The organism is Ignavibacteriales bacterium, from assembly GCA_016700155.1.
Lineage (GTDB): Bacteria > Bacteroidota > Ignavibacteria > Ignavibacteriales > Ignavibacteriaceae.
Map to the genome: position 1 here is coordinate 1,446,288 of CP065001.1, position 26,853 is coordinate 1,473,140.

The window sequence follows — 26,853 nt, forward strand, 5'->3', positions numbered from 1 at the left end:
AATTCATTTTTTAAGATTGAAACAATAAATTATTCCATCAGAATTTGATGTAACAAAAACATCATCGTAAAAGTGAAATACCTGGTTTAATCTTGAGTTCCCGGTAAACATTATTTTCTTTTGATTATATGATTTATCCACCAGAAGCAGAGTACCATTTTTTAATGGGAGTAAAATATTTTCATTCCATACTTTAATCTCTAATGGTGTTGTATCAAACCCGTTTTTCAGATCAAGTTCTTTTATAAGCTTCCCATCAGCCGAGGAAATGATATTAAGTTTGTCACGGAATGATTTAATATATACTTGTTTTTTATCCTGGCTGATTCCAGCAGATTCCCATGCACTAAATTCCTTTTTCCAGTTTAATGTGCCGAGAAGTAAATCAATTGCATAAACATTTTTATCAGGCGATGTTATAAATACATTTTTTCCGTCACTCACCGGTGTGCATCTGGCAGGCGCAAAATAAAAATTATTTCCGGACGACCATTTCCAGTTTAAGATTCCGCTTCTGCTGTCTACACAATAAAGATTGGAATCCCAGCTCCCGAAAATAATCCTGTTGTTAATAACCATCGGTTCAGATTCAATCATGTCAGTGGCTGAACTGTTCTGCCATAACAACTCAAATGAATAAATATTGTAGCAGTAAACATTGCCGTTAACTGTTCCCAAAATCACTACCCGGATTTTTCCTTCCGGTACTTCTATGGACGCACTTGTTAAGCGTGAAGTTATCGGTTCTCCAACTCCGATTGTAAGGAAAACATCTCCCGTATTAGCGTTAAGTGAAATGAGATCTCCTTCCAAAGTGCCGGTTACAAGCAGATCACCTTCTTTAACAAGATTGTTGATCGAGCTGCCGCCTATTTTAGTTTTCCATTTTACTTGCCCTGATCTTGTCAGGCAGGTTATTTCTCCGTCAGGTGTTGAAGCAAATATCAGATCATCCTTAACTACAAGAGAATTATTAATCGAGTTATTCAAATCATATTTCCACATCAGTTGGCTCTCCCAGCTAACGAAATCAATTGAATCTATCACATTGAATGAAGCGGGAGAATTTATTGACTGGTTTATAATTGTGTTTTCTTTCCCCGATTTGAACGATTCTATTAATTGCAGAGTATCATCAGAAGTGTCCAGAATAAAATAACTCCACTCCTTATTCTTCGAAGTGAAGCCTTTTGCATTAATCGTTATTACACTATTTACTGTTGTTGCTTTCGTTTCATCACCTTCAGAAGATAAAATGAACAAGACATTTTTATTCAATAGTGCATTTGTCACCTTGAACCAGTTGTCGACAGTCTGATTCAATGGTTGATTCAGAAAAAGTATAACAGGAATATTATCGGGAAAAGTATCGCTGAGCGATTTTAACCACTCGAGGTCTTCACGTCTGAAATGCCCGCCCTCACCGCGCCGTTCAATTGCGGAAGTCATTCCTATAAATACAGCATCATTTTGTTTTAAATAAAACTTATCATCATTAAATATATTTTTGAAAATTTCTGAATTACCATTTAGCCAGTTATAGTCGTTGGTGCCGGGGATAAAATAAAATTTTTTCTCTATTGTATCAGTGACAGCTTTAAGAGACAAAAATTGTTCTTCACTACTGTTCAAAGAAATGTTCCCGGTGACTATGATATTCTCTATATCATTTCGTTGAGATATATTCGAAAGAATTTCCCGGAACTTCATATCGTTACTCTCTGAGCCTGCCTGCGGGTCAAATATCCACGCGGTTTTATTCTGCGAATAGATTGTTGCGGCAAAAGAGAGAAAGAATAACAGAAGATAAAATTTTTTCATAAAGTATTTAGCATTAATTTCACTGATCAAAATTAACGATTTTAATTCAAACTTAAATCCATTTAGATGAACAGATTGAGGAAGAAGACAATTGAGTTATCCTAAAATATTTTTGAAAAAGAACGAAGACCGAAGAATCAGATCGGGTCATTTATGGATTTTCAGCAACGAGATCGAAAAAACAGATGGCAATCCTGAAAGCGGAGATATTGTTTCAGTATATGATCATCGTGATGAAATAGTTGCGCAGGGATTTTACAATAAAAATTCTCTCATATCAGTCCGGATCCTCAGCCGCAATATCATCGATGATCTTCAAAAACTGTTTGCAGATAGATTAGCTAATGCTTATAAGTTGAGAAAATCTTTTTATCCTTCAAGAGATTCATTCAGATTAGTATTCAGTGAAAGTGATTATTTGCCGGGACTGATTATCGACAAATACAATAAGACATTTGTGCTGCAGGTTTATTCTGCCGGGATGGAGAAAAATATACAGTTAATTATCCGGATACTTAAAGATGAATACAGCGCAGAAAATATCTTCGCAATGAATGAAGAACATTTCAGGGTAATGGAAGGATTATCAACTGATAACACGATTTATTATGGTAAGATTGATAATGAAATAATCGAGGATGGATCAATAAAATATAAAGTTGATTTTGCAAGTGGTCACAAAACCGGATTTTATTTTGATCAGTCGGATAACAGATTTTTTATAGAAAAAATATGTAAAGAAAAATCTGTACTGGATGCTTTCTGTAATTCAGGAGGATTTGGACTGCACTCACTTAAAAGCGGTGCGGACAGAGTGACTTTTGTTGACTCGTCTGCAGCAGCGATAGAATTGGTTAAAGTCAATCTTGAACTGAATATGTTCACTGATAAATATGATCTTGTAACCAGTGATGTGTTTGACTACTTATCAGACTGCATAAATGGAAATAAAAATTTTGATGTGGTTATGATCGATCCGCCGGCATTCGCCAAGAACAAAAAAAATATTAACCAGGCTAAAAAAGGATATGAAAAGCTTAACAGGCTGGCGTTAACATTAATTAACAATTATGGTTTTCTGGTAACATCATCTTGTTCTTATCATCTGCCGGAGAGTGAATTTATATCAATAATAAACTCAGCAGCTGTTAAAACAGGGAGAGAAATTCAATTAATTCATTTCAACAGGGCATCCTTTGATCATCCGGCTTTACCTGCTATGCATGAAACTTCGTACCTTAAGTTTGCTATTTTCATGGTCAGGTAAAAAGTTTGACACTAAATTTCTTGAAATAATACCGCAACATTTTTAAGTTTGCACGCGTCTAAAAACATTACTTTAATCGTGATCTTAATTAAAAATTAAGGAGAGAAATAATCTTGGACATCACCGTTTTGAATGAAAAAATAAAGCAGGAAAGCGCGTTCATTGACCTGTTGATGAATGAAATCGGCAAAGTGATTGTCGGACAAAAGGCAATGGTAGAAAGACTTGTAATTGGATTACTCGGCAACGGTCATATACTATTGGAAGGCGTTCCAGGGCTTGCCAAAACCCTTGCAATAAAAACACTCGCTTCATCAATGAAAGCAGGATTTCAAAGAATCCAATTTACTCCTGATCTTCTGCCTGCCGATCTTATAGGCACGATGATTTATAATCAGAAAGAGGGAAACTTTTTCATACGGAAAGGTCCCATCTTTTCAAACTTTATACTTGCAGATGAAATCAACCGTGCGCCTGCCAAAGTACAAAGCGCATTGCTTGAAGCTATGCAGGAACGACAGGTAACTATTGGTGAGCAGACATTTAAACTGGATGAACCGTTTCTTGTTCTTGCTACACAAAATCCTATTGAGCAGGAAGGAACTTATCCTTTACCCGAAGCACAGGTTGACAGGTTTATGTTGAAAGTGAAAATAACATATCCGTCAAGAGAAGAAGAATTAAAAATTGTAAGACAGAATATTAATGACGAAGCAGCGGAGGTTAAACCCGTAATAACTCCGGCTGATATAATCAACGGAAGAAAATTAGTCGGTGAAGTTTACATCGATGAAAAAATTGAAAAGTATATCCTGGATATTGTATTTGCTACGCGTAGCCCAAAAACATTCGGACTTCAAAATCTTACGAACATTATAAGTTATGGTGCATCACCCCGTGCAAGTATAAATCTTGCACTTGGCGCAAAAGCCATGGCATTTATTAAACGGCGCGGTTATGTTATTCCTGAAGATGTTCGTTCGATATGTTATGATGTACTCCGTCACCGTATCGCAGTCACTTATGAAGCTGAAGCAGAAGAAATAACAACTGAGAATGTTATCAGCGAAATCCTGAACAAGATAGAAGTACCGTAAGATGATAGGCAAAGAACTTCTTAAACAGGTCAGGCAAATTGAGATACGTACCAGAGGACTTGTTAACCAGGTTTTTTCGGGTGAGTACCATTCTGTCTTCAAAGGAAGAGGAATGGAATTTTCGGAAGTACGTGAATATCAGTTCGGTGATGATATAAGAAATATTGACTGGAATGTTACCGCACGCTTCGGGCATCCTTTCATAAAAATATTTGAAGAGGAACGTGAGCTTACTGTGATTTTAATGGTTGATCTCAGCGGCTCACTTATCTTTGGAAGTATCGAAAAAACCAAGCAAAGAATTGCTGCTGAGCTGAGTGCGATTCTTGCTTTTTCTGCTTTAAAGAACAATGACAAAGTCGGGCTGATTTTGTTCACCGATAAAATCGAAAAGTTTGTGCCTCCAAGAAAAGGGAAGAAACATGTGCTCAGAATTATACGTGAAGTACTCTCATTCAGACCTGAAGGGAAAACCACAAATCTAAAAAGCGCACTTGAATACATGAATAATGCTGTCAAAAAGAAAAGCATCGTCTTTCTTCTTTCAGATTTTATGGATAGCGGTTATGATAAGATTTTAAGTGTCGTTGGTAAAAAGCATGACCTTATTGGTGTCGTCATCAATGACAAACGTGAAAAATATATACCCAAACTAGGACTTGTAAAATTTGTAGATGCTGAAACAGGTGAACAACGCTGGATAGATACAAGCAGCCGGAATTTCCAGATCTCGATGGAAGAATTACGTAAACGAAATGAACAGTCAATGAAATCTTTGTTTATGAAAACAAGACTCGATAGTATTATTGTTCAGACAGGTGAAGATTATGTAAAACCTCTTGTTCAGTTTTTTAAAATGCGTGAGAGAAGATGGTGAAAATAGTTTCAGTACTTCTTCTTCTTTTCATATCTGCGTCTGTACTGACAGGTCAGACCGCCAAAGTTACAGCCAAAGTTGACACAACTGACTATCTTGTTGGTGATCTGATAAATCTGTCAATAAAAGTTGAAACCGCAAAAAATTTTCTAGTGAATCCTCCTGCAATTAAAGATACACTTGAAGGACTTGAAGTATTAAGTCAATCCCAATCCGAAATTGAGGAAAGCGCGAATAATAAAGTTATCATTTACAACTATACTTTGGCTGGATATGATTCTCTGCAGGTGGACATCAAGCCGATAGAAATTATACTTCAGGATAAGAACGATACGACAAAAATTTATGCTTACTCCAACGCACTTTCTCTTAATGTAAACCGTGTTGAAGTAGATAAATCAAAAGAGATAAAGGATATTAAAGAGCCGATAAGAATTCCCCTTGATTGGAAAATATTGTTGTTGTGGGCAGCAGGTATCATTCTTCTGCTTGCGATTGGCTTTTATTTGTTTAAAAAGTTCCGTAAGAAAAAATTAAATGAAGTTGAAGTTACTCCCGTTGTTGTACTTCCGCCGGATGTAGTAGCATTAAGTGAGTTAGATAATCTTGGACAAAAAAAATTATGGCAGAGCGGTTTCATTAAAGAATATCACTCGGAAATAACCGGAATTATCAGAAAATATTTTGAAGGCAGATTTAAATTTCCAGCGCTTGAATTATCTACCACGGAAGTTATGAATGCCTTGGACCATATCCGTGCCGGGAAAAAAATAGTTGAAGTGACTTCTGATTTTCTTAGTAATGCCGACCTGGTAAAATTCGCAAAATATAAACCGATGAACGAGATAAATGAAGAAATGATGAAGCAGGCATATCAGATTGTGGAAGTAACCAAAATTGTAACTCAACCTGAGGAAGAACACTCAAATGTTTAGTGATGTTACATTTGCATATCCATGGGTTCTTTATCTTTTGCTGATAATACCGCTGATGCTGTTCTGGTATTTCTTTAAAGGTAAAAAAAATGAACCTTCAATAACGTTCTCTTCAATCAATATTATCCGCACTGAAAAAACTACAATAAGAGAGAAGCTCAGACATCTGCCAATAATTTTACGCGGAATTATAGTAGCACTTGTTATAATTGCTTTAGCCAGACCTCAGACATTTTCATCGGGTGAAAATATTTACAGCGAAGGAATTGATATTGCAATGGTGCTGGATATTTCCGGCAGTATGCTTGCAGAAGATCTAAAACCAAACAGGCTTGAAGCGGCTAAAGGTGTAATCGATAAATTTGTCCAGGGCAGAACTACTGACAGAATCGGTCTGGTTATTTTTGCCAGGGAAGCATTTACGCAATGTCCGCTCACAGTCGATTATTCGGTGCTTCGGGGACTTTTAGGTGATATTAAAAGCGGAATGGTTGAAGATGGTACGGCAATAGGCAATGCAATTGCAAACGGTGTAAACAGGCTTAAAGAAAGCGAAGCTAAAAGCAGAATAATTATTTTATTGACTGATGGTGTTAACAACAGCGGCGAAGTTGATCCGATTTCTGCTGCACAGATAGCCCAGACGTACGGTATCAGGATTTATACTATTGGAGTCGGAACAAGAGGTGAAGCACCATATCCTGTTCAAACTCCATTTGGAATAAGATACCAGATGGTTCCTGTTGAGATTGATGAAGATGTATTGAAAAAAATTTCTACTTCAACTGATGGTCAGTATTTCAGAGCGACGAATAACAGGACCCTTGCTGAGATTTATGATAAGATAAATCAGCTTGAAAAAACGAGGGTCGAAATTACATCTTACAGAAACGCTAAAGAACTTTTTTATCCATGGCTTGGTGCGGGAATTCTTCTTTTATTATTTGAAGCTGGACTCGCAAGAACTTTACTAAAAAAATTACCTTAGAGATATGTTTAGATTTGCACATCCGGAATATTTAAATGCTCTTTATCTTTTACCAGTATTGATCCTGCTGTACTGGTATCTGCAAATAGCCCGGAACAGATTAATAAAAAATTTCGCTGATGAAAAACTGCATAAGACTCTTCTGCCTTCGTTCAGTTCATTGAAACGTCACACCAAATTTGGATTGGTAATGCTTGCTTTGCTTTTCTTAATAACGGCTATTTCAAACCCGCAGGTAGGCAGCAGACTGCAGGAAGTAAAGCAGACAGGAATAGATGTGATCATTTGCCTGGATGTATCATACAGTATGATGGCTGAGGATATAAAACCTAACAGGATGGAGAAAGCAAAATTTCAAATAGCGAACCTGATAAAAAAATTGAAAGGGGACAGAATAGGGCTGATAGTTTTTTCAGGTGCAGCTTATGTCCAGATTCCTTTAACAACAGATTACTCTGCGGCTAATCTATTCTTGTCAGCGGTTGATGTCAGTTCTGTACCGCAGCAGGGCACTTCGATCAGTTCGGCGATTGCACTCGCGACAAAATCATTTGACCAAAAAACAGAAACTGAAAAAGCAATCATTGTTATAACTGATGGAGAAGATCACGAAGGTGATATCGAAGCGGCTTTGTCAGAAGCTGTTACTGCGGGAATAAAAATATTTACCATTGGTTTAGGTTCAACAACAGGTGTACCCATTCCTGTGTATGACAGGAATGGTCAGTCTGCCGGATTTAAAACAGATAACAGCGGAAATACTGTCCTGACAAAACTGAACGAAAGTATTTTACAGGACATCGCCTCAAAAGCTAATGGTGTTTATTACAGAGGTACAAATTATGATGATAACCTTGACCAGATTTACGATAAACTATCGTCACTGGAAAAATCTGAGTTCGGTACAAAAAAAGTGACTGATTACGAAGACAGGTTTTATTATTTTTTAATACCTGCTCTCTTACTGTTGGTGATGGAATTTTTTATTTCAGAAAGAAAATCTGCTATGTTCGGAAAACTTAGCAGTGTGGTTTTCAACAGTTCAAAGGTTGGCAAGAATGAAAATGTATAAGCTATTATTTTTCTCTGTTGTAATTATTTTATTCGGTTGTACGATAAGCATTCACGCTCAGTCTCTCAGAACACTTAATAATGATGGTGTGGATAATTATAAAGAGGGTAAGTACACTGATGCCGAAGTGAATTTTAAGAAAGGTCATGAGAAGGAACCCGGTTATGTAACCACATTTAATCTTGGTGACGCATATTACAAACAGAAACGATATGACGAAGCAATCAAATCATACGAGAATGCTTTAACACAGCACGACGATAAAGAATTTAAATCGAAAGTTCATCATAATATCGGTAATTCATATTTACAGTCTCAAAAGTACAAAGAAAGCATTCAGGCTTATAAAGAGGCGCTCAAGCTTAATCCTGACGATAATGAAACTAAGTATAATTTATCCTATGCATTATCGATGTTAAATGATCAGCAGAATAAGCAGCAACAAAAAGATGATCAGAATAAAAATGATCAGAACAAAGATCAGCAGAAAGATCAGGACAATAAAAACCAGGATCAGCAGAAACAGAACAATGAAAACAAAGGACAGAATGATCAAAACAGACCTGATCAGAATCAAACAACAAAGCAGGATAATCTTAAACAGCCTCAGCAGAATAAAATATCAAAAGCTGAAGCTGAGCGTATATTGAATGCTCTGAAAAACAGCGAACAGGATCTGCAGAAGAAATTAAGAAAGCAGAAAGGCACCCCTGTTAAAACGGAAAAAGACTGGTGATATGCTTCAGCAAACCGTAAAAATATTTTTTTTAATTCTGGTAATTAGTTTTTCTTCAATTGCCCAATCCTTTGAAGCAAGTGTAAATAATACAAAAGTTGGAGCAGGCGACAGATTCCAGGTATCATTTACATTTTCCGGTGAAGATATTAACAGCCTTAAAAATTTTTCTCCGCCGGATTTTAGCGGGTTTATGGTTTTATCCGGACCAAATCAATCAACCAGTATGCAGATCATTAACGGTGCTGTATCTGCATCAAAAACTTTATCTTATATTTTGCAACCTAAGAGTGAAGGTAACTTCACGATTGAATCCGCCTCAATTGATTTCAAAGGATCAATACTTAAAACGAAGCCGATAAAAATTGAAGTAGCAAAAGGCACAGTCAAGCAGGATAATTCCAGTAACAAATCTTCGGTTTCTAATGAAGAGATTGCAAAAAATTTATTCATAAGGGCTACAATTGACAAATCACGCGCGTATGTTGGTGAACAGGTTACAGTTGTTTATAAGCTTTACACACGACTGAATATTGCTGCTCAAATGTCAGTTTCAAAAATTCCACAGTACCGGGGATTCTGGGCTGAAGAACTTGAAACATCAAACAATCTTTCATATTCGATAGAAGTTCTGGACGGCAGGCAATTCCGGGTTGCCGTGCTCAAACGTGTGGCGTTGTTTCCATCTCAATCAGGTGAGCTATCAGTAACACCATTCCAGTTGACCGTTCCTGTTCAAATACAAAAAGAAAGAAGATCGAATAATATTTTCGATGACTTCTTCAGTGATCCTTTTGGAAGAAATGAAATCGTAAATGTTGAGGTGAAATCGAATACACTTAATGTAAAAGTGAATCCGCTTCCCGAAGATGGAAAACCTGAATCATTCAACGGAGCAGTCGGCAACTTTACTTTGAATGCTAAGCTGGATAAACAGGAGACGAAAGCAAATGAACCCGTTGCACTAAAAATAAGTATTGCCGGCACCGGCAACATAAGTCTTATTGAACTTAACGAGTTAAATCTGCCGCCGGGAATTGAAAAGTATGATCCGCAATCAGATGAACAAATAAATCGCTCAGCGAAAGTCGGCGGTAAAAAAAATCTTGAATATTTACTTGTCCCGCGCGCAGTTGGAAAAAAAGAGATACCTGCAATTGAGTTTTCATTCTTTAATCCTTCTGATGAAAAATACGTTACTCTTTCCGCTGGGGGGTTTAATCTGAATGTGTTGGAAGGTGAAGGCGGCGAGATTTACACATCCACATCCAAAGAAGGTATAAAAATGCTTGGAAGGGATATTCGTTTTATAAAGACAGATACCGGTTCAATATCAAAAGGCAGCGGGATACTTTTGCATCAAACAGGATTTTTATTGGCAGTATTTTTCCCGATGATCATTGCGGTTGGAGCGATTTCCTGGAAAGTAAGGAAAGATAAATTGTCCGGTGATGTTCGCAGGTTGAAGTTTGTTCAGGCTGAAAAGATTGCAAAGTCTCGTTTGAAGAATGCAAAAAAACTCCTTGAAACAAAACAGCAGCAGAGTTTCTATAATGAAATTTCTCAAGCGCTGTTTGGCTACCTGGAAGATAAACTGCAAATTCCTAAATCCGAATTTACTCTTGAGCGTGCTGTTGAGGAACTTGAATTGAAAAAGTTAAATCCGGAATTGATAAACGATATGAAAACATCGATAGAAAAATGTGAATACGTGAGATTTGCTCCAAGAAGTAATGGTCAGGCTGAAATGAACGAAATGTATTCACGATTATCCAACGTTATAATCGGAATAGAAAAAACTCTTTCATCGAAATGATAATGAAAAGATTAACAATCATATTACTGATATTACTTGCAGTTAATCTGTTGATGGTAAGTGATTCAAGCGCTGTTCAGCAAGTTGATGCTGAATCATCTTTAAAAAAAGCAAATGAACTGTACATAAATAAAAATTATGATTCAGCCATAAGCGAGTATGAAAAATTAGTATCTGAAGGATTTGAAAGTGTTGAGTTGTTTTATAATCTTGGAAATGCATACTACAGGTCAGGCAGATATGGTTATGCTGTTTTGAATTATGAACGTGCATTAAAATTATCTCCGGCAGACGAAGATGTAATTCATAACATCGCACTGGTTAACTCACAATTAGTTGATAAAGTTGACACGCTTCCAAAGTTTTTTCTGTTTCAATGGTGGGAAAGTTTACTTGCTGTATTTTCATTAAGCGGCTGGACGACCATTGCTTATATACTCCTAATTTTGGTTTTATTAGCTGCTATAGGGTACTTTTTTTCAATCACTTTGGTTCAACAAAAAATATCAGTTGTATCAGGCATTGTTTCGATTATTTTACTTCTTTTATCTGTTTCGATATTAATAGTCAGGCTTAACAGGGAAGTCAATTTAAAAGCAGGTGTAGTTGTTGAACAGGCAGTCACAGTAAAATTAGCTCCTGATGAAAAAAGTAACGATGGTTTTATAATCCACGAAGGATTGAAAGTAAAAGTTGAAGACCGGATAGATGACTGGCTGAAGATCAGGCTTGAGGACGGAAAAATCGGCTGGATTCCGGGGGATAAAGTCCGGGTCATTTAAATAGGGCTCAAAAATTCCTTTGCGCATCGGCAATATTTTTTTAGATTGAACTATCAATAATTGGAAAATGTTACGCAACTAACTGTTAGCAAATAATTTTAATCAAATAAAAAATAAAGGAACAAAAATGAAACTACTCACATTATGCTTTGTACTTCTTGCAGGGACTCTGTTGTTTGCACAGTCGAAAGAAAGTAACTGCTGCTCTGACGATAAAAAAGACGGAGTTACTAAAAAGATGTGTGAAGTACCTGAAACCACATCAAAAGTTGAAGTAAAAAAGGAAGTGACCACAACATCAACAGCTCCTGCAACTACAGTTGATAAATCACAAACTGTTGAAGTAAGCAAACAAGTTGGTAAACAGGAAAAAGTTCTTGTCGACGAACAAAAGAAAAAAGATTGCTGTACAGTTGAGAAGAAAGACAAAGTAAAAGAAAAAGAGAAAGAATAATTTTATTCATTTGTTGTTAGTCCCGGTTGTTTAAAATAACCGGGATTTTTTTTGCCCGGACCCTTATTTGATTGAAAAACTATTACTCTTAATTTTAAGTATGGATTCCAAAAAATATAATAATACCAAACTCGCAATAGGAATATCAAAAAGTATTGTAGTATTTGTACTGATTTTTTTATTCGTGTTTCTTGATTACAGTCTTAAACTTGACAACTACCTTTTTCAAACATTTGAAAATCCCTATCTGCGATTCATCATTTTTATTTTGATAATCGGGTTTGCGGGTTCAATACTTTTTTCTCCGCTGAGTTATTACTCCGGTTTTTATCTTGAGCATAAGTATAACCTATCAAACCAGAATATCTGGAAGTGGATCCTGGAAAATCTTAAGGGATTAGTTGTATCGTTGGCAGTTGGAATTCCGGTGTTGTTGATCTTTTACTATTCACTTGAAAAATTTAATACTGACTGGTGGCTGCCGTTTTCCATCGCAATGTTTTTTATATCTGTTGTATTAGCCAGGATTGCGCCGATAGTCATCCTTCCTTTATTCTACAAAATTATTCCAATTGAAAATGATGAACTTAAATTCAGAATCTCTGAGCTATCAAAGGACGCGGGTCTGAAAATAGACAATGTTTACAAGTTTGATATGAGTAAGAATACAAGGAAAGCGAATGCTGCTTTTACAGGTATAGGTAAATCAAAGAGGATAATATTAGGCGACACATTGCTTGAAAAGTACTCGAATGATGAGATCGAAACTGTACTGGCTCATGAAATGGGACATTACAAAAAGAAACACATTGTGAAAGGTATTTTCTTCAACACTGCTTTAAGTTTTATAACATTTTTTGTCATTGCGAAATTATATGAACATTCTATCGCCCTGTTCGGATTTAATTCCTTAACACAAATTGGAGCATTGCCACTCCTTACTTTATGGGCTATGGTTGTGGGATTATTCCTTACACCTCTTGGAAATATTCTTTCAAGGAAATATGAATATGAAGCTGATGAATATGCAGTAACTGCAACCAGCAAAGCTGATGATTTTATCTCCACTTTAAACAAACTGAGCGAACAAAACCTTGGTGATAAGCAACCTCATCCTTTTGTTGAATGGTTTTTCTACAGTCATCCTTCTATTGAAAAGAGAATCAAAGCAATAAAAGAATTTGCAGGTACGAACAATTATCGAAACACAGAGTTAGCAGGTAAAAGTTGACAACTTATATCAGAATATTTTTTATAGTTTTATTCACAATTATCTGTTCAGTATTTGCGATAATATTTGCTCTGGCAGATAAAAGTTATCGCTCATATTTCTGGCTTTCAAAAATATTCTCAGGTGGAGTTTTATGGATCAGCGGAATCAAACTTAACGTAACAGGAATTGAGAATTTCCAGCCTGAAGGAACATATATTCTTGTCTCTAATCATAGCAGCCAGTTTGATATACCCGCAATGCAGTATGCAATACCAGTCAGAATGAGTATTGTGTTTAAACAGGAACTCGTAAAAATTCCGTTGTTCGGGTGGCAGTTGTATTTAGGACCTTACGTAATGATAAACAGAAAAAAAGCTGATGAAGCTGTAAAGAGTATCGAGCGCGCAAAGTTTCTGATGAAAGAAAAAAAAGTTTCAATCCTGTTATTTGCTGAAGGAACAAGAAGCAGGGATGGCGAAATTCAGCCGTTCAAACGCGGCGCTTTTTATCTTGCATCAAGAGTCGGGCAGCCTATAATTCCTGTCACAATTTCAGGCGCACAAAAAATATTGCCTAAGGGCTCATTAAGAATTAATCCGGGAACATTGTCGATACACTTTGATAAACCGATCTATACAACCGGAAAGGAATCAAGGCAGGAAGAATTAAATCTTATGCAGCAGGTAAGAGAAGTGGTTTTAAAAAATTATCAGTCGGTGGTATAATATGTCAGTAACAAGAAAAGATGTTGAGCATATTGCTAAACTTGCAAAATTAAAATTTGATGATTCAGAAATTGAAAAACTTACTTCTGAAATGAATAATATTCTTCTTTATATGGAAAAGCTTAATGAAGTTGATACAAGCTCTGTTGAACCGCTTTCTCATCCTGTTGAAATGAACAATGTTTTTCGTGAAGATATTAAAGGAAAGAGCTTATCAGCAGAAGAAGCACTTAAGAATGCTCCATCAAAAGATGATAAATATTTTCACGTTCCTAAAGTAATCGGCTGAATCACTTGTGCTGAAATAAATTAATTTACAGGTAAGTTCCGGTATGGAAAAACAAATGGTTGTAGGAATAATTCCTGCCCGCTTTGCATCTACAAGACTTCTTGGCAAACCTCTTGCGGATATTGGCGGTAAACCTATGATTCAGCACACATACGAAAGTTCGCTCAAATCAAAGCTGCTTAATAAAGTTATTATTGCTGTAGATGATACGAAGGTTGAAGAAGCGGCTAAAAATTTCGGCGCTAACGTTTTAATGACACCAAAAGATATTCCCACAGGCTCCGACAGACTCGCATATGTAATTAAAGATATTCCCGAAGCAAAAATTATTGTGAACATACAAGGTGATGAACCATTTATTAATGGGACAATGATTGACCAGGCAATTGAGCCGTTGTTATTTGACAGATCGATCAGTATTTCAACATTGGCAAAAAAAATTGAAACTGTTGAAGAGCTTAAATCTCCGTCAATCCCTAAAGTTGTTTTTGATTATAATAACTTTGCAATGTATTTCTCACGCTCTCCAATTCCTTTTGTACGTGATGCCCGTTCATATCTAGAACGGATACAAAAAACAGATATATATAAACATATAGGACTATATGTTTACAGACGTGAAGCATTACTTAAATTCACAAGACTTGAAGCCACTGACCTGGAACAGACAGAGAAACTTGAACAGTTGAGAATGCTCGAAAACGGGATGAAGATAAAAATTGTAGTAACAGAATTTGATACACTCTCAGTTGACACGCCTGATGATCTTTCACGGGCAAGAAAATATTATTCACAATTAAAGAAGACAAAATGATGTCAAGTATCTCACGGATAAAACTGACAAATATTCCGACCCCGCTTCAGCAGGTAACATTTGAGAATCAAAAATTTTTTATCAAACGGGATGATCTTACCGGAATTGAGCTAAGCGGCAACAAAGTAAGAAAACTTGAATACCTGTTATCTCAGGCAAAAAAAGAAAAAGCAGAATATATTTTTACCTGCGGAGGTGAACAGTCAAATCACGCACGCGCAACTGTAATTGCTGCCTCTCAATTAGGACTTAAAACAAAATTATTCTTATGGGGAAAAGCTGCTAAATCTTTTTCAGGCAATTCTTTCTTTTATAAGTATTTCAATGCTGAAATAAAATTTCTTGACAGGAAAGAATATGAAAATGTTAATGAGATAATGACTGCTGAAAGAAATAAGTATGTAAAAGAAGGAAAGAATGTTTTTGTCATTCCCGAAGGCGGGTCCACCTCAATTGGAATTATGGGCTATATGGATTTTGTCGATGAATTACAGAAACAGATTGATCTATCCAGAATCAAGGGAATTGTTTTAGCAGCTGGCAGCGGCGGCACTGCAGCGGGTATTATTGCTGGTTTTACGCACAAAAAAATTAAAGCAAAAGTATACGCAGTCAATGTCTTGTACTCCAAAGAGGAAATCAGAAAAAAAATTCTAATGCTTGCTGAAGCGTGTCTGCTTGAAAATAATATAATGACAAAAATTAATCCCGAGCAGCTCGTGGTTGTTGACGGGTATTCAAAAGAGGGATATAAAAATATTACTCGCAAAAAATTATCATTGATTAAAAAGTTTGCTCTTGAAACAGGAATCATACTTGATCCTGCATACACAGGCAAAGCTTTCAACGCATACTATGATTTATTCATTAGTCAGCATAAGTGCGGCGGAAATATTTTTCTGCATACAGGTGGAATATGGGGAGTAATGAGTAAAAGCAAAGAATACCTATCAATCAAATAAACTCTAAATGGAAATTTTCTGATGAAGAAAGAAAAATATTCAGTAGGTGTTGATCTTGGCGGAACTAATATCAAGATAGGAATCGTTTCTAATTCCGGCAGAATAATTTCCAAAACATCGTTGAAGACAGAAGCAGATAAAGGTCCGGTTCACATTATAAACCAGATAATTGCGGGTATTGATTCAGTACTTGAAAACCGGGATATGAAAATTAAAGGAATAGGGATTGGATTTCCCGGCACAGTATCTAATAAAAGCGGATTAGTACAAAGCCCTCCGAATCTTCCCGGCTGGGGCAAAGTTGATATCAGGAAAAAGATTGAGAAAAAGTTTAATAAGAAAGTTGTCCTCGAAAATGACGCAAACGCTGCTGCGATTGGCGAGCTTATTTTTGGTGCAGGCAGAAAATATGATTCATTTATTATGGTGACACTTGGAACAGGTGTTGGCGGCGGAATAGTTATCAATAAAAAAATATTTCATGGGGAGTCGGGAGCTGCCGGAGAACTTGGTCACGTTATAATAGATAGTAATGGTGCTTCCTGCAATTGCGGGTCCACCGGATGTGTGGAAGCTTATGCCGGTAATAACTATTTGAAGAACAGAGTTAAGGAAGAACTGCCGGCAAACAATGACTCAAAACTCTGGGAAATTATCGGGAGCGATCTTCAAAACGTTTCTCCAAAAAATATTCAAAGGGCTGCGGAGGAAAATGATAAGTATGCATCCGGCGTCATTACTGATCTTGGTGTTTATATCGGGACAGCTCTAACTTCTGTCAGTAATATTCTTGATATAACCACGTTCATTATTGGCGGCGGAATATCCGGATTTGGTACTCCTTTATTATCATCGATAAAGGATACAATCGTAAGTAAAGTTCTTTTCCCTAAACGTAAAAGAATAAAAATTATTCCTGCGCGATTAAAGAATGATGCGGGTATAAAAGGTGCATCAGCACTGGTGTTCTATAAGTCCTGAAAAGTTTTGTCATATTAAATAAAGCGGGATATTTATATTTTCGTATATGAAAATAATCGTTCCTCTTGTTATTCTGTTTTTTAACCTTCAACTGTTTGCGCAGGATGTTGACTCGCTGAAACTTGTCGACTCACTTTTCACTTCTTTAAATGATTCTCTTAATGTTGTTGATTCTCTCAAATCAAAGAAATCGGATGTTGATACAATAATTTATGTCAGTTCGGAGGATTCACTCATCTTCAATGTGAAAAACAAAAAGATGAATATTTATGGGAACGGCGAACTTAAGTATAAAGAGACGGATTTGAAGAGCGCTTCAATGTTAGTTGACTTCAACACAAGTACAATTGAAGCTATAGGTGTTGAGAGTGATTCAGCTGAAGGGAAATATGACGGCACTCCCGTGCTGGTCGAAAAAGGCGAAACATACGAAGGCTTCAGGATGAAGTATAACTTCAAGACACAGCAGGGATTTATTTCATCGGCAGGAACTGAAGATGATGGGACGAAATATTCCGGTGCCAAAATTAAAAAGATGGATAAGGAAACATATTTTATTGAAGATGGAATTTATACTACCTGTACAGAGGATTGTCCGCATTATCATTTTTCTGCAAAGCATATGAAGGTGATTAATAAGGAACAGATAATTGCTGAGTGGATATGGATAAACTTTGGAGGTGTTCCATTTCCAGTACCCATACCGTTTGCGGTTTTCCCGATTGAGAAGGGAAGAAGAAGCGGAATAATTCCTCCGGCATTCGGTGATGATGGAACTTATGGAAGATACTTTTCCCGTTTTGGATATTTTTGGGCGATCAGTGATTATATGGATCTGAACCTGACCGCAGACTATTATACCCGCGGCAGTTACAATCTTAACAGCCGTTTCCGGTATGCACAACGATATAGTTATACAGGAAATCTTGAAACAGGTTACTCATTCTTTAAGACCGGCGAAAGTACTGATGAAAATAAAGATGAACGGACAGACTGGAGAATAAGGTGGAATCATAATCAAAGTATTACACCTACTTTACGGTTTGATGCCAATCTTGAATTCATTTCAGGAAATTATTTAAGAAGAAACGTAACTGATTTTAATGAACTTCTTAGGAATGATATTTTTTCAAATGCAACCGTATTTAAGTCCTGGGAAGAATCAGGAATAAGTTTATCGGGAAGTTACAGCCGGACTCAATCACTCGAAAGCGGAAATATTAATGAAGTACTTCCAAGTATTTCTTTCAGCAAATCGCAGATGTATCCGTTTCAACGAAAAGGCGGTTCGGGAGAAAAAAAATGGTATGAAACTTTTGGAGTCAGTTATAACTCGCAACTTCAGAATAACCGGGTAAAGACAGATGGTGACCTACGTATAAGAGGCGGTATTCAGCATAACATCTCAACAAGCTTTGCCCCTAAAATCGGTTATTTTAGTTTTACACCAAGTTTCAGATACCAGGAAAAATGGTACAACAAGATGGTTGAGAAAAGTGTCACAGGTATTGATACCGCGGGAAGAGACGTTGTAACAACCGATGATGTTTATAAAATTAATATGGTAAGAACATTCGGATTGGGATTAAGCGCGTCGACAAAAATTTATGGTATGTTCCAGCCTAATTCGCTTGGCGTAAGTGCGATCAGGCACACAATAAGCCCGACAATTTCATATAACTACACTCCTGATTTCTCGACACCATTCTGGGATTATTACTCTTCTTATGTAAATTCAAAGGGCGAGGAAGTTAAGTACAGTAAGTTTGAACGTGAAATTTTCGGCGGTGCTTCAAACCAGGAACAGCAGAATATTTCGTTTTCTGTCTCAAACATATTTGAAATGAAAACCGCTGTTGATCCTACAGATACAACATCCAGAGAAAATAAAATTCAACTGCTGAATCTTAATGCCTCTGTCGGTTATAACTTTGCCGCCGACAGTCTGAAATTTTCTGACATCAGTTTAAATTACAGAACACAAATCGGGCAGTACTTAAGTTTTTCCGGTTCCTCAACTTATACACTTTACGATTACAGTGAAGAAAGCAATAGGATCAATAAATTTCTTATCAACCAGGGAAAAGGATTGCTAAGACTTACGAATTTTAATTTTTCAATTTCGACAAGTCTTTCAGGAGACAGGCTCACTTCGGGTGACGGAAGTGATTATGTACCTCAGCAGCAGAATGATCAATATCAATTGGGTAATACAGGGAATGTTTACCAGGGTATTTACAACGAGAAGGATGCTGACTTCTCCATACCATGGGATATTTCACTTAACTATAACTATTCAGTCAACAAGCCAACACCGCTAAAGATGACAAAATTTTCAGGGCTAAGCGGAAGTGTTAATTTCAATATTACAAAGAACTGGAAATTCTCATTCGCCGGCAGTTATGATCTTGAAAGAAAAGAATTTGCAGCACCACAAATAAAAATATCTCGTGATCTTCATTGCTGGTTAATGAATTTTACGTGGCAGCCGCTTGGAATTTACCGGGGCTATAGGTTCGAAATAAGAGTCAAAGCTCCGCAGCTACAAGATCTGAAAGTAACCAAGCGCGATGAATTTTTTGATGGAAGATAATCCTTCGAATGAAGACTTATATAATCGACGGTAATAATCTGATTGGCAAAAGCAAGCAGCTTGCAAATCTTCAAAAGAAAGACGGGGAGGCATCCAGGGAAAAACTTGTAAACATCATCAACAATTATTTTCATGATAAAAATCATAAAGTGTTTATTCATTTTGATGGATTTGAATCATCGCCTTTAAATTCAACCAAATCAAAAATTGTATACTCGGATTCAAAAGAAGCTGACCATAAAATAAAAGAACAGATCGAGCACACCCAAAACAAAAAAAATGTTATAGTTGTTACATCGGATTCAAATCTTCAACAGTTTGCAAAGGTTTGCAGATGTGAATATTTGTCCAGCGAAAACTTTTTGCAAAGTATTTATGCGGATAAAACCGATGATGAGGAAACCCGCCGGAAAGAAATTGATGATAATGATGAGTTCAAAAGATTATTCGGTGTTTAGGCTAAGTCCCGTTTTATAAAGCTTTTTAACTATACCTGTATCCAATCACCTTATTTTTATTTTGAAGACCGGATTGATATTCTGATCAAAGAAAGTAAGTAACTATTTGCTATGAAAATATCTGTTTGATGTGACTACTTGCTGACTGAGAATGTGATAAAAACTTTAACTAATACATCTCCGAAATATTTAAAACTTATGTTGTAAACTTGAAAATATTTAATATTTTAGGACAGAAATTCTTACGCTTCTTGACGGGGAATTTACCCCAAACACTAAAACATAAAAATTATATCAAATTATTTTCCTGCGGTACATGTTTACTGCCAAGCCGTAAAAAAATAAGGGAGACGGATAAATCAAAAATCAATTTTATAACAAGAAAAATTTTATTTAACTCTAATTTCAATTCATAAAAAAAAGAGAGGTAAAATGAAGATGCCGCGTACTATTTTATTTCAGTGTTTATCATTTTTGTTGATAACTGCTGTACTACTATGCGGAGATGCATTCGCACAGTACATCGATGATCCTAACATTGATAATGTTCCTGTTTGGATGCTCGATGAATATGTCCCTACATCATTTGAACTTGATGTTATAACCACTCCTGATGGTTATGATAATTTTGATATCGGTACCGCTTTTGCAGAACCGCACATATCAACTAATCCCCTGAATCCTCTTCAGTTTTTCGGAGCCTACAATACAAACACCGCATACAGATCTAATAACGGACATGACTGGACTACCTCTACTCCTCCTTTCGGTGTTTCAGCAAACGGAGATCCTGTAACTGCTTATGATAGTCTTGGGAATTTATATTATGAAACAATGTTCGGCGGTATAACAGGTTGTAAAGTTATCAGGTCAACAGATAACGGTGCTACCTGGGGTGCTTCAGTAACTGCTATAAACGGTAATGATAAAAACTGGATTGCCGCTGATCAGTCAGCAGGTCCTTACTCAAATTACGTTTACACCACAATGACAAACAGCGGATCTGGTAATTTTGCGCGCAGTACAAATTTTGGAACATCATTCACTAATACCGCAACCTTTGCAACTCAAACATTACCGGGAATGATGGTTGCCGTTGGTCCGAATACAGTCGGCGGTGATGTACCCGGCGGATGTGTTTATGTAGTTACTCACTCCGGTACAAATGCAGCCGGTATTTATACGTTCTATCGTTCAACAAACGGCGGACTTAATTTTACTCAGCAATCACAGCATCAGTTTTCAAATCTGATAGGAACCCAGATAAGTGGAAGATCAACAGTGCAGGGAATGAGATGCCGTCCTTATCCTTTCATCGCTGCTGATAATAGTTATGGTCCATACCGCGGAAGATTGTACCTGGTTTATGCTTCAAATAATCCAGCCGGCGACGGAAACAGATCTGATATTTTTTTACGTTATTCTACAGACCAGGGCGCAACATGGTCAAGTGCGACTGTAGTTAATGATGATCCAAATTCACAGAATAATTTCCAGTTCCACCCTGCAATCTGGTGTGACAAACAAAACGGAAGATTATATGTGAAATTTTATGACACAAGAAATGTTCCTACCCGCGATAGTATGGATGTTTACGCTACTTACACTGATGATGGTGGTCAGACATTTGCACCAAATCAGAGAGTTACAAACAGGCATTTCAGAATTAATTTAAGCGGTGGCTCAGGACCAAACTACCAGGGTGATTATGATGCTATAACTTCTTCAGGCAATCAGGCTCTGGCTATGTGGACAGATTTCCGCAACGGCGGATACGGTAGCTTTGTAGGATATTTCCCTGACTTTGCAATGCTGATGTCGCATTCTGCTGATACAGTCTATGTTGACAATGACAGTACTATGTTTACCGTTAATGTACCTGGCGTAAAATTATACGATGATGTTGCGAACTTTACGGCTGTAGTTACACCTACACCAGCTTCAGGTACAATTACCGTTACACCTGTTGGATCAGGATCGCTTTCAACTTTTCCGGGTGCGGTTCAATTCTGGGCGAGAACATCCGGCAGCGTAACTCCCGGTAACTATACAATAACATTTACCGGAGCCGGTCCGCAAGGTATTCCTGTTCATAGAAGAACTGTAACACTACACGTTTCAAATGTAATACCTGTTGAGATGGTATCGTTTAATGCTTCTATCTCAAATGAATCTGTGGATCTTAGCTGGGTTACAGCAACTGAATTAAATAACAGAGGATTTGAGGTTGAACGTTCGATTGAAAATAATTCAAAACGAACTGAGTATGAAAAGATTGGATTTGTTGATGGTTACGGAACAACCGCATCACAACAGGTTTATTCGTTTTCAGATAAGCAGGTATCACAACCCGGAAGATATTTCTACAGGCTTAAACAAGTTGATTACGATGGTTCATTTGAATACTCAACTGAACTAGCTGTTGATGTTAATAAACCGCTGGTCTTTAATTTAGATCAGAATTACCCGAATCCGTTTAACCCGTCAACTACAATAAAATACTCTGTTCCTGTAACTGAACATGTAACAATAAAAGTATTTGATATTCTCGGCAATGAAGTAACCACACTCGTTAATGAGCAGAAAGAAGCCGCGACTTATGAAATAACATTTGATGCTAGCCAGCTTTCAAGCGGTGTATACTTCTATAAGATTAATGCCGGAAGTTTCAGCGATACAAAAAAACTTATGCTGATGAAGTAGGTTAACGTCAAACGTCAGACGTGAGAAGTCAGACGGTTGTAAAATTCAATTAGTATTAAGGCGATCAGTTTGATCGCCTTTTTTATTTCCCACTCGCAAATCAATTTATAAAAGATTAAGTTACAACCAGTGGTTAAAAACCGACGGGTAACTTTATGAAACCAAATAAGTTTCTTCTTCTTTTCCTCTCCCTGTACATTGTAAATTGTACATTATACATTACCCACGCTACAACACGCTATGTAAGCAAAACCGGCAGCAGCACACCGCCATACATAAGCTGGGAAACTGCTGCGGACAGCATACAGAAGTGCATTAACATCTCTCAGTTTGGTGATACTATTTATGTTGCAAATGGTGTTTACAAAGAGCAGGTAATTATGATACCTGGCTTGTCACTTATTGGTGCGGGGATGGATAGTTGTGTGATTGATACGAGAGAACTTGTTACAAATTCTCAATATCGCGCTGTAGAGGTTAGGGATAGCTGTCACTTCAAAGGATTTCATATTATTCCATATTATAATTCCGATATGGCATATGGCATATACGGAGTAGGTAGTAATTTTATTACAGAAAACAAAGTAACAAATGGCATAGGTGGAATATATTCAGGGTTGTATTCAACAGTCTATAAAAATGTCATAATAGATAACCGGGTAGAAATTTATGTCTTCAATTCTAATGCAATTGTTCGTCAAAACTACATTACTCAAAATAATTATCAGGGAGGTTCGGGTATTCATATTGAGGGATTTAATTATTCATTCACCCCTATAATTGATTCAAACTATATAGAAACAAACGAAATTGGGATTCGAGGGATTGACCAACTGGGAGGTGCAAGACCTATAATTGCACACAATACAATTGTAATGAGACACGGTCAGTGGGGAATAAGTTTATACGTATCTGACTCAGCAAAGGTTTACAATAATCTTATATATGCAGAAAGTGGAGTAGAAGGAATACGTATTAACGGAGTGCCATACATTGACCTTCAGAATAACTTTGTAACCGGAAACCTCGGTACAGGAATAGTAATAGGACCTGCACCCAATGTAGCAAAGCACAATGTTGTAATCGGTACAAACACAGGTATTGCAAAATATTCAACAGAACCCAATCCGTTAATTCAATACAATAATGTATGGAACACCAACACAATAAATTATTCTAACTTTACACCTGACAGCACCAACTTATCATTTGACCCGATGGTAGTTAATGATGACACAACACAAGGCGAGCTGGATTTCCATTTGCAGAAATATTCTCCATTGATAGACGCGGGTGCCCCAAATATGAAAGACAAAGACAGCAGCAGGATAGACATCGGTTTATATGGAGGATTGTATGGAGAAGTTTATAACTACCAGGATTTAGCACCACGTCCACCAAGAAATGTACTTGCACTATTTGATTCAGGAACGATAACAGTTAGGTGGAACAGGAACACTGAAGCGGACTTTAACGAGTATAAGCTTTTCAGGGATACAGTCGCAGACTTTACAGCAGACAGCACAACACTTGTGTTAAACCTTACCGATACAGCCTATTCACATCTTACTCCACCAAATGTTGAGACTTATTATTACAAACTAACAGCAGTTGATAACCAGGGAAATGAATCAGGGGTAAGTGAAGAGATTGCAGTAAAACTCACGGCAATAGATGACAATCCCACAATTGTAAGTGACTACCGGCTTTATCAGAACTATCCAAACCCGTTTAACCCATCAACAATTATTGCATATAAATTGAAAGAATCAGGTTATGTAAAGTTATATGTCTATGATATCAAAGGAGAGTTAGTGAGAGTGTTGGTAAACCAGTGGCAGGAAAGAGGTTATTATGAAGTTGTGTTTCACCCAAACACAGAAGAGAGGCAAAGAGCGAACGGTTACAAAATGCTGGTTGGAAAAACATACAGTGATATAGCAACAGGAGTTTATATATACCAGATAATGGTAAAAAGTGAAAACAACATTCCTGTGTTTAGTGATACAGGAAAAATGATGCTCTTAAAGTAAAACTGTATTCAGTAAGTGAAAATTTTAGGCGATCAGTAATGATCGCCTTTTTTATTTTATCATCGAATATAAGTCAGGTATTTTATAAGTTTAGTATTAACAAAGGTATTATTATTAAAATTGTTCCTGTTGGATTCATTTTTATTCAGAGGTAGTAATGAAAAAACTAAGTTTAATTTTTTTAGTTGCGGTTTGTTTTCAGTTCACACTCGCCCAGCATAAAACTGAAATAAGAGAAATCAGTGATGACGGCAAATTCACTAATAGTTATATCAAAGGTCAATCCGGTGAAGTGATACAGACATCTACACGCTTAGCTGCACCATTTGGAACAGCGCCTGACTGGCAGGCACAACGTGACCGTCAGATAGGCGGACTTGCCTGGGGCGATTATGATGGTGATGGCGATCTTGATCTTGCGGCAGGCTGTTATTTCAGTAACTCATTCCCTCCAATTAATGATTATGAAACAATGATATTCAGAAACGACGGCGGAGTGCTTGATACTTTACCGGCATGGATTTCAACTGATGAACGATCAACAACAGACGTGAAGTTTGCTGATGTGAACAAAGATGGTTTGGTTGATCTTCTTGCCGCTAACGGTAATGAAGGTTATGTGCCGTCAGTCATTTATATGAATTCTCAAACGGGACTTGAAACAACGCCTTCATGGATTTCAAATGATGCTGCATGGACGGTTGGTGCTGCATTTCATGATGTCGACGGAGATGGTGATCTTGATCTGGCTTTTGCCAACCAGGGTAATTCTGTAATTCCAACCAAGCCGATTCAGATTTTCTTCAACAACAATGGTGTTCTTTCAAATACGCCGGGCTATTCTTCTGCGGATGAAATGATAACTAATACCGTAGCATTTGCTGATATGGATAATAACTCAGTCAGAGATAGTATGATGACATTAATTACATCTGTTCCATCGAGTGTCCTTCATCTACAATTAACGAACATTGTAAAAATTGATTCGATAAGAATTAACGGTGTGATCACCACAAACTATTGTTATGATGCACTTAATGGCTGGGTGTCATTCGGGATGAATATTGATCCCGGTGATATGATTGAAATGCGATTCAAATATATGACTAAAGGCGATATGGCAGCCTGCAAGTGGGTTAACTATCAAAGCGGAATCTACTTTAACAGCAATGGTGTTATGTCAACGCTTCCGGGATGGACAGTCGGAAATACTATTTCACAGAAAGGATGTGCCTGGGCTGATTATGATAACGACGGATATCTTGATCTTGCATTAGGCGGAAGCGGCAATTCAACTGTCATATATAAAAACATAAATGGCGTTATGAGTTCATCACCTGTTTGGAGTTCAGCAAGTACAAGTACATCATCTCAGGATTTGATTTGGGGTGACGTAAACAGGGATGGATTTCCTGATCTGGCTGTTGTTCATTTCGGGAACCGAAGAACAGAAATCTTTATGAACGACAATGGTGTAATTGAAACCACTCCGTCCTGGACTTATATAGCATCGTCATCATCAAATGCGATTGCGTTTGGTGATGTGAATGGGGACGGCTTTTTAGATCTTGCTATCGGTACTGCAAGAGAACCCGTTATGGTTTTTATTAATACATCAGTAATCCCCGTTGAACTGACATCATTTTCCTTGGAAGTAAATGGAAGTGATGTAACTTTGCATTGGCAGACATCATCCGAGATAAATAATTCAGGATTTGAAATTGAAAGAAAAAATTTGTCATCGGATCGATGGGATAGAATTGGTTTTGTAAATGGATACGGTACTACAACTCAAGTTCACAACTACAGTTATCCTGACTTGGAATTGCAGCAGGGGAAATATCAATACAGGTTGAAACAAATCGATCTTGATGGCACATTCAAATATTCACATACAGTAAACGTTGAAATAGCTCCGGTGAATATTTTTAAGCTTCAACAGAATTATCCCAATCCTTTTAATCCTTCAACAATAATTTCATATTCAATACCTTCAGTGGCAACGAGGGAAGCCTCATCTCTGCGGGTTGTTCTGAGAGTCTTCGATATACTTGGAAGAGAAGTTGCTGAATTAGTCAATGAGGAAAAATCATCAGGACAATATGAAGCAGTGTTTAACGCTGAAGGATTATCAAGCGGAATTTATATGTACTCACTTGCCGTTCAATCTAACGGTGAGACTTTATTCCGTCAATCAAAACAAATGATACTGATTAAATAGTAATTTCAGTAAGTTT

22 protein-coding genes are annotated in these 26,853 nt (G+C 37.0%); 21 read left to right on the top strand and 1 reads right to left on the bottom strand.

Annotated elements, in window-relative coordinates; genetic code table 11:
* Nucleotides 1-3 precede the first annotated feature (3 nt).
* Entirely contained in the window at nt 4-1,821 is a 1,818-nt protein-coding gene (locus tag IPM56_05995) for a PQQ-binding-like beta-propeller repeat protein (protein QQS37506.1), read from the bottom strand.
* A gap of 91 nt (nt 1,822-1,912) precedes the next feature.
* On the opposite strand from IPM56_05995, the gene IPM56_06000 reads away from it, so the two are divergent.
* The 21 genes from IPM56_06000 to IPM56_06100 all read left to right on the top strand — a co-directional run bounded on the left by IPM56_06000 (nt 1,913) and on the right by IPM56_06100 (nt 26,837).
* Nucleotides 1,913-3,088: a class I SAM-dependent rRNA methyltransferase gene (locus IPM56_06000; protein QQS37507.1), complete on the top strand. Its 1,176-nt coding sequence runs from the start codon at nt 1,913-1,915 to the stop codon at nt 3,086-3,088.
* A 173-nt stretch (nt 3,089-3,261) separates the two neighbouring features.
* The gene (locus IPM56_06005; protein ID QQS38233.1) at nt 3,262-4,185 is read left to right on the top strand and encodes an AAA family ATPase; all 924 of its coding nucleotides are present in this window, start codon (nt 3,262-3,264) and stop codon (nt 4,183-4,185) included.
* A 1-nt stretch (nt 4,186) separates the two neighbouring features.
* The gene (locus IPM56_06010) at nt 4,187-5,062 is read left to right on the top strand and encodes a DUF58 domain-containing protein (protein QQS37508.1); all 876 of its coding nucleotides are present in this window, start codon (nt 4,187-4,189) and stop codon (nt 5,060-5,062) included.
* Nucleotides 5,056-5,997: a hypothetical protein gene (locus tag IPM56_06015; GenBank protein ID QQS37509.1), complete on the top strand. Its 942-nt coding sequence runs from the start codon at nt 5,056-5,058 to the stop codon at nt 5,995-5,997. Before IPM56_06010 ends, IPM56_06015 begins: the two co-directional genes overlap by 7 nt.
* Nucleotides 5,990-6,985, top strand: a complete 996-nt coding sequence (locus IPM56_06020) for a VWA domain-containing protein (GenBank protein QQS37510.1) — start codon at nt 5,990-5,992, stop codon at nt 6,983-6,985. Before IPM56_06015 ends, IPM56_06020 begins: the two co-directional genes overlap by 8 nt.
* Before the next feature lie 4 nt (nt 6,986-6,989).
* Entirely contained in the window at nt 6,990-8,057 is a 1,068-nt protein-coding gene (locus IPM56_06025) for a VWA domain-containing protein (protein ID QQS37511.1), read from the top strand.
* Nucleotides 8,050-8,793: a tetratricopeptide repeat protein gene (locus IPM56_06030; GenBank protein ID QQS37512.1), complete on the top strand. Its 744-nt coding sequence runs from the start codon at nt 8,050-8,052 to the stop codon at nt 8,791-8,793. Before IPM56_06025 ends, IPM56_06030 begins: the two co-directional genes overlap by 8 nt.
* Nucleotide 8,794: 1 nt before the next feature.
* Entirely contained in the window at nt 8,795-10,609 is a 1,815-nt protein-coding gene (locus IPM56_06035) for a protein BatD (protein QQS37513.1), read from the top strand.
* A gap of 2 nt (nt 10,610-10,611) precedes the next feature.
* Nucleotides 10,612-11,391 (top strand): tetratricopeptide repeat protein, encoded by a 780-nt coding sequence (locus tag IPM56_06040; GenBank protein ID QQS37514.1) that lies wholly within the window; start codon nt 10,612-10,614, stop codon nt 11,389-11,391.
* A 127-nt stretch (nt 11,392-11,518) separates the two neighbouring features.
* A complete protein-coding gene (locus IPM56_06045; GenBank protein QQS37515.1) occupies nt 11,519-11,845 on the top strand; it encodes a hypothetical protein in 327 nt (108 codons plus the stop codon).
* Nucleotides 11,846-11,945: 100 nt separating this feature from the next.
* A complete protein-coding gene (locus IPM56_06050) occupies nt 11,946-13,076 on the top strand; it encodes a M48 family metallopeptidase (protein ID QQS38234.1) in 1,131 nt (376 codons plus the stop codon).
* A complete protein-coding gene (locus IPM56_06055) occupies nt 13,073-13,783 on the top strand; it encodes a 1-acyl-sn-glycerol-3-phosphate acyltransferase (protein QQS37516.1) in 711 nt (236 codons plus the stop codon). The genes IPM56_06050 and IPM56_06055 overlap by 4 nt, the downstream gene beginning before the upstream one ends.
* Before the next feature lies 1 nt (nt 13,784).
* Complete coding sequence (gene gatC, locus IPM56_06060) at nt 13,785-14,072, top strand: Asp-tRNA(Asn)/Glu-tRNA(Gln) amidotransferase subunit GatC (protein ID QQS37517.1); 288 nt, start codon at nt 13,785-13,787, stop codon at nt 14,070-14,072.
* 43 nt (nt 14,073-14,115) lie between these two features.
* Nucleotides 14,116-14,886, top strand: a complete 771-nt coding sequence (gene kdsB, locus IPM56_06065; protein QQS37518.1) for a 3-deoxy-manno-octulosonate cytidylyltransferase — start codon at nt 14,116-14,118, stop codon at nt 14,884-14,886.
* Nucleotides 14,883-15,848, top strand: coding sequence for a pyridoxal-phosphate dependent enzyme (locus IPM56_06070; protein ID QQS37519.1), 966 nt, complete (start codon nt 14,883-14,885; stop codon nt 15,846-15,848). Before kdsB ends, IPM56_06070 begins: the two co-directional genes overlap by 4 nt.
* A 21-nt stretch (nt 15,849-15,869) precedes the next feature.
* Nucleotides 15,870-16,829 (top strand): ROK family protein, encoded by a 960-nt coding sequence (locus IPM56_06075; protein ID QQS37520.1) that lies wholly within the window; start codon nt 15,870-15,872, stop codon nt 16,827-16,829.
* Between the two features lie 46 nt (nt 16,830-16,875).
* Nucleotides 16,876-19,422, top strand: a complete 2,547-nt coding sequence (locus tag IPM56_06080; protein QQS37521.1) for an LPS-assembly protein LptD — start codon at nt 16,876-16,878, stop codon at nt 19,420-19,422.
* Between the two features lie 8 nt (nt 19,423-19,430).
* On the top strand, nt 19,431-19,880 hold the full coding sequence (locus IPM56_06085; GenBank protein QQS37522.1) for an NYN domain-containing protein: 450 nt from the start codon (nt 19,431-19,433) through the stop codon (nt 19,878-19,880).
* 2,139 nt (nt 19,881-22,019) lie between these two features.
* Nucleotides 22,020-22,583: a T9SS type A sorting domain-containing protein gene (locus IPM56_06090; protein QQS38235.1), complete on the top strand. Its 564-nt coding sequence runs from the start codon at nt 22,020-22,022 to the stop codon at nt 22,581-22,583.
* A 155-nt stretch (nt 22,584-22,738) separates the two neighbouring features.
* On the top strand, nt 22,739-24,616 hold the full coding sequence (locus IPM56_06095) for a right-handed parallel beta-helix repeat-containing protein (GenBank protein QQS37523.1): 1,878 nt from the start codon (nt 22,739-22,741) through the stop codon (nt 24,614-24,616).
* 157 nt (nt 24,617-24,773) lie between these two features.
* Entirely contained in the window at nt 24,774-26,837 is a 2,064-nt protein-coding gene (locus tag IPM56_06100; protein QQS37524.1) for a VCBS repeat-containing protein, read from the top strand.
* Nucleotides 26,838-26,853: the final 16 nt, after the last annotated feature.

Coding starts and splice junctions, on each gene's coding strand:
- IPM56_06025 (QQS37511.1), top strand. CDS start 6,990: ATGTTTAGATTTGCACATCCGGAATATTTAAATGCTCTTTATCTTTTA.
- IPM56_06080 (QQS37521.1), top strand. CDS start 16,876: ATGAAAATAATCGTTCCTCTTGTTATTCTGTTTTTTAACCTTCAACTG.
- kdsB (QQS37518.1), top strand. CDS start 14,116: ATGGAAAAACAAATGGTTGTAGGAATAATTCCTGCCCGCTTTGCATCT.
- IPM56_06005 (QQS38233.1), top strand. CDS start 3,262: ATGAATGAAATCGGCAAAGTGATTGTCGGACAAAAGGCAATGGTAGAA.
- IPM56_06035 (QQS37513.1), top strand. CDS start 8,795: ATGCTTCAGCAAACCGTAAAAATATTTTTTTTAATTCTGGTAATTAGT.
- IPM56_06040 (QQS37514.1), top strand. CDS start 10,612: ATGAAAAGATTAACAATCATATTACTGATATTACTTGCAGTTAATCTG.
- IPM56_06100 (QQS37524.1), top strand. CDS start 24,774: ATGAAAAAACTAAGTTTAATTTTTTTAGTTGCGGTTTGTTTTCAGTTC.
- IPM56_06070 (QQS37519.1), top strand. CDS start 14,883: ATGATGTCAAGTATCTCACGGATAAAACTGACAAATATTCCGACCCCG.
- IPM56_06090 (QQS38235.1), top strand. CDS start 22,020: ATGGTATCGTTTAATGCTTCTATCTCAAATGAATCTGTGGATCTTAGC.
- IPM56_06095 (QQS37523.1), top strand. CDS start 22,739: ATGAAACCAAATAAGTTTCTTCTTCTTTTCCTCTCCCTGTACATTGTA.
- gatC (QQS37517.1), top strand. CDS start 13,785: ATGTCAGTAACAAGAAAAGATGTTGAGCATATTGCTAAACTTGCAAAA.
- IPM56_06075 (QQS37520.1), top strand. CDS start 15,870: ATGAAGAAAGAAAAATATTCAGTAGGTGTTGATCTTGGCGGAACTAAT.
- IPM56_06020 (QQS37510.1), top strand. CDS start 5,990: ATGTTTAGTGATGTTACATTTGCATATCCATGGGTTCTTTATCTTTTG.
- IPM56_06030 (QQS37512.1), top strand. CDS start 8,050: ATGTATAAGCTATTATTTTTCTCTGTTGTAATTATTTTATTCGGTTGT.
- IPM56_06045 (QQS37515.1), top strand. CDS start 11,519: ATGAAACTACTCACATTATGCTTTGTACTTCTTGCAGGGACTCTGTTG.
- IPM56_06015 (QQS37509.1), top strand. CDS start 5,056: ATGGTGAAAATAGTTTCAGTACTTCTTCTTCTTTTCATATCTGCGTCT.
- IPM56_05995 (QQS37506.1), bottom strand. CDS start 1,821: ATGAAAAAATTTTATCTTCTGTTATTCTTTCTCTCTTTTGCCGCAACA.
- IPM56_06010 (QQS37508.1), top strand. CDS start 4,187: ATGATAGGCAAAGAACTTCTTAAACAGGTCAGGCAAATTGAGATACGT.
- IPM56_06050 (QQS38234.1), top strand. CDS start 11,946: ATGGATTCCAAAAAATATAATAATACCAAACTCGCAATAGGAATATCA.
- IPM56_06085 (QQS37522.1), top strand. CDS start 19,431: ATGAAGACTTATATAATCGACGGTAATAATCTGATTGGCAAAAGCAAG.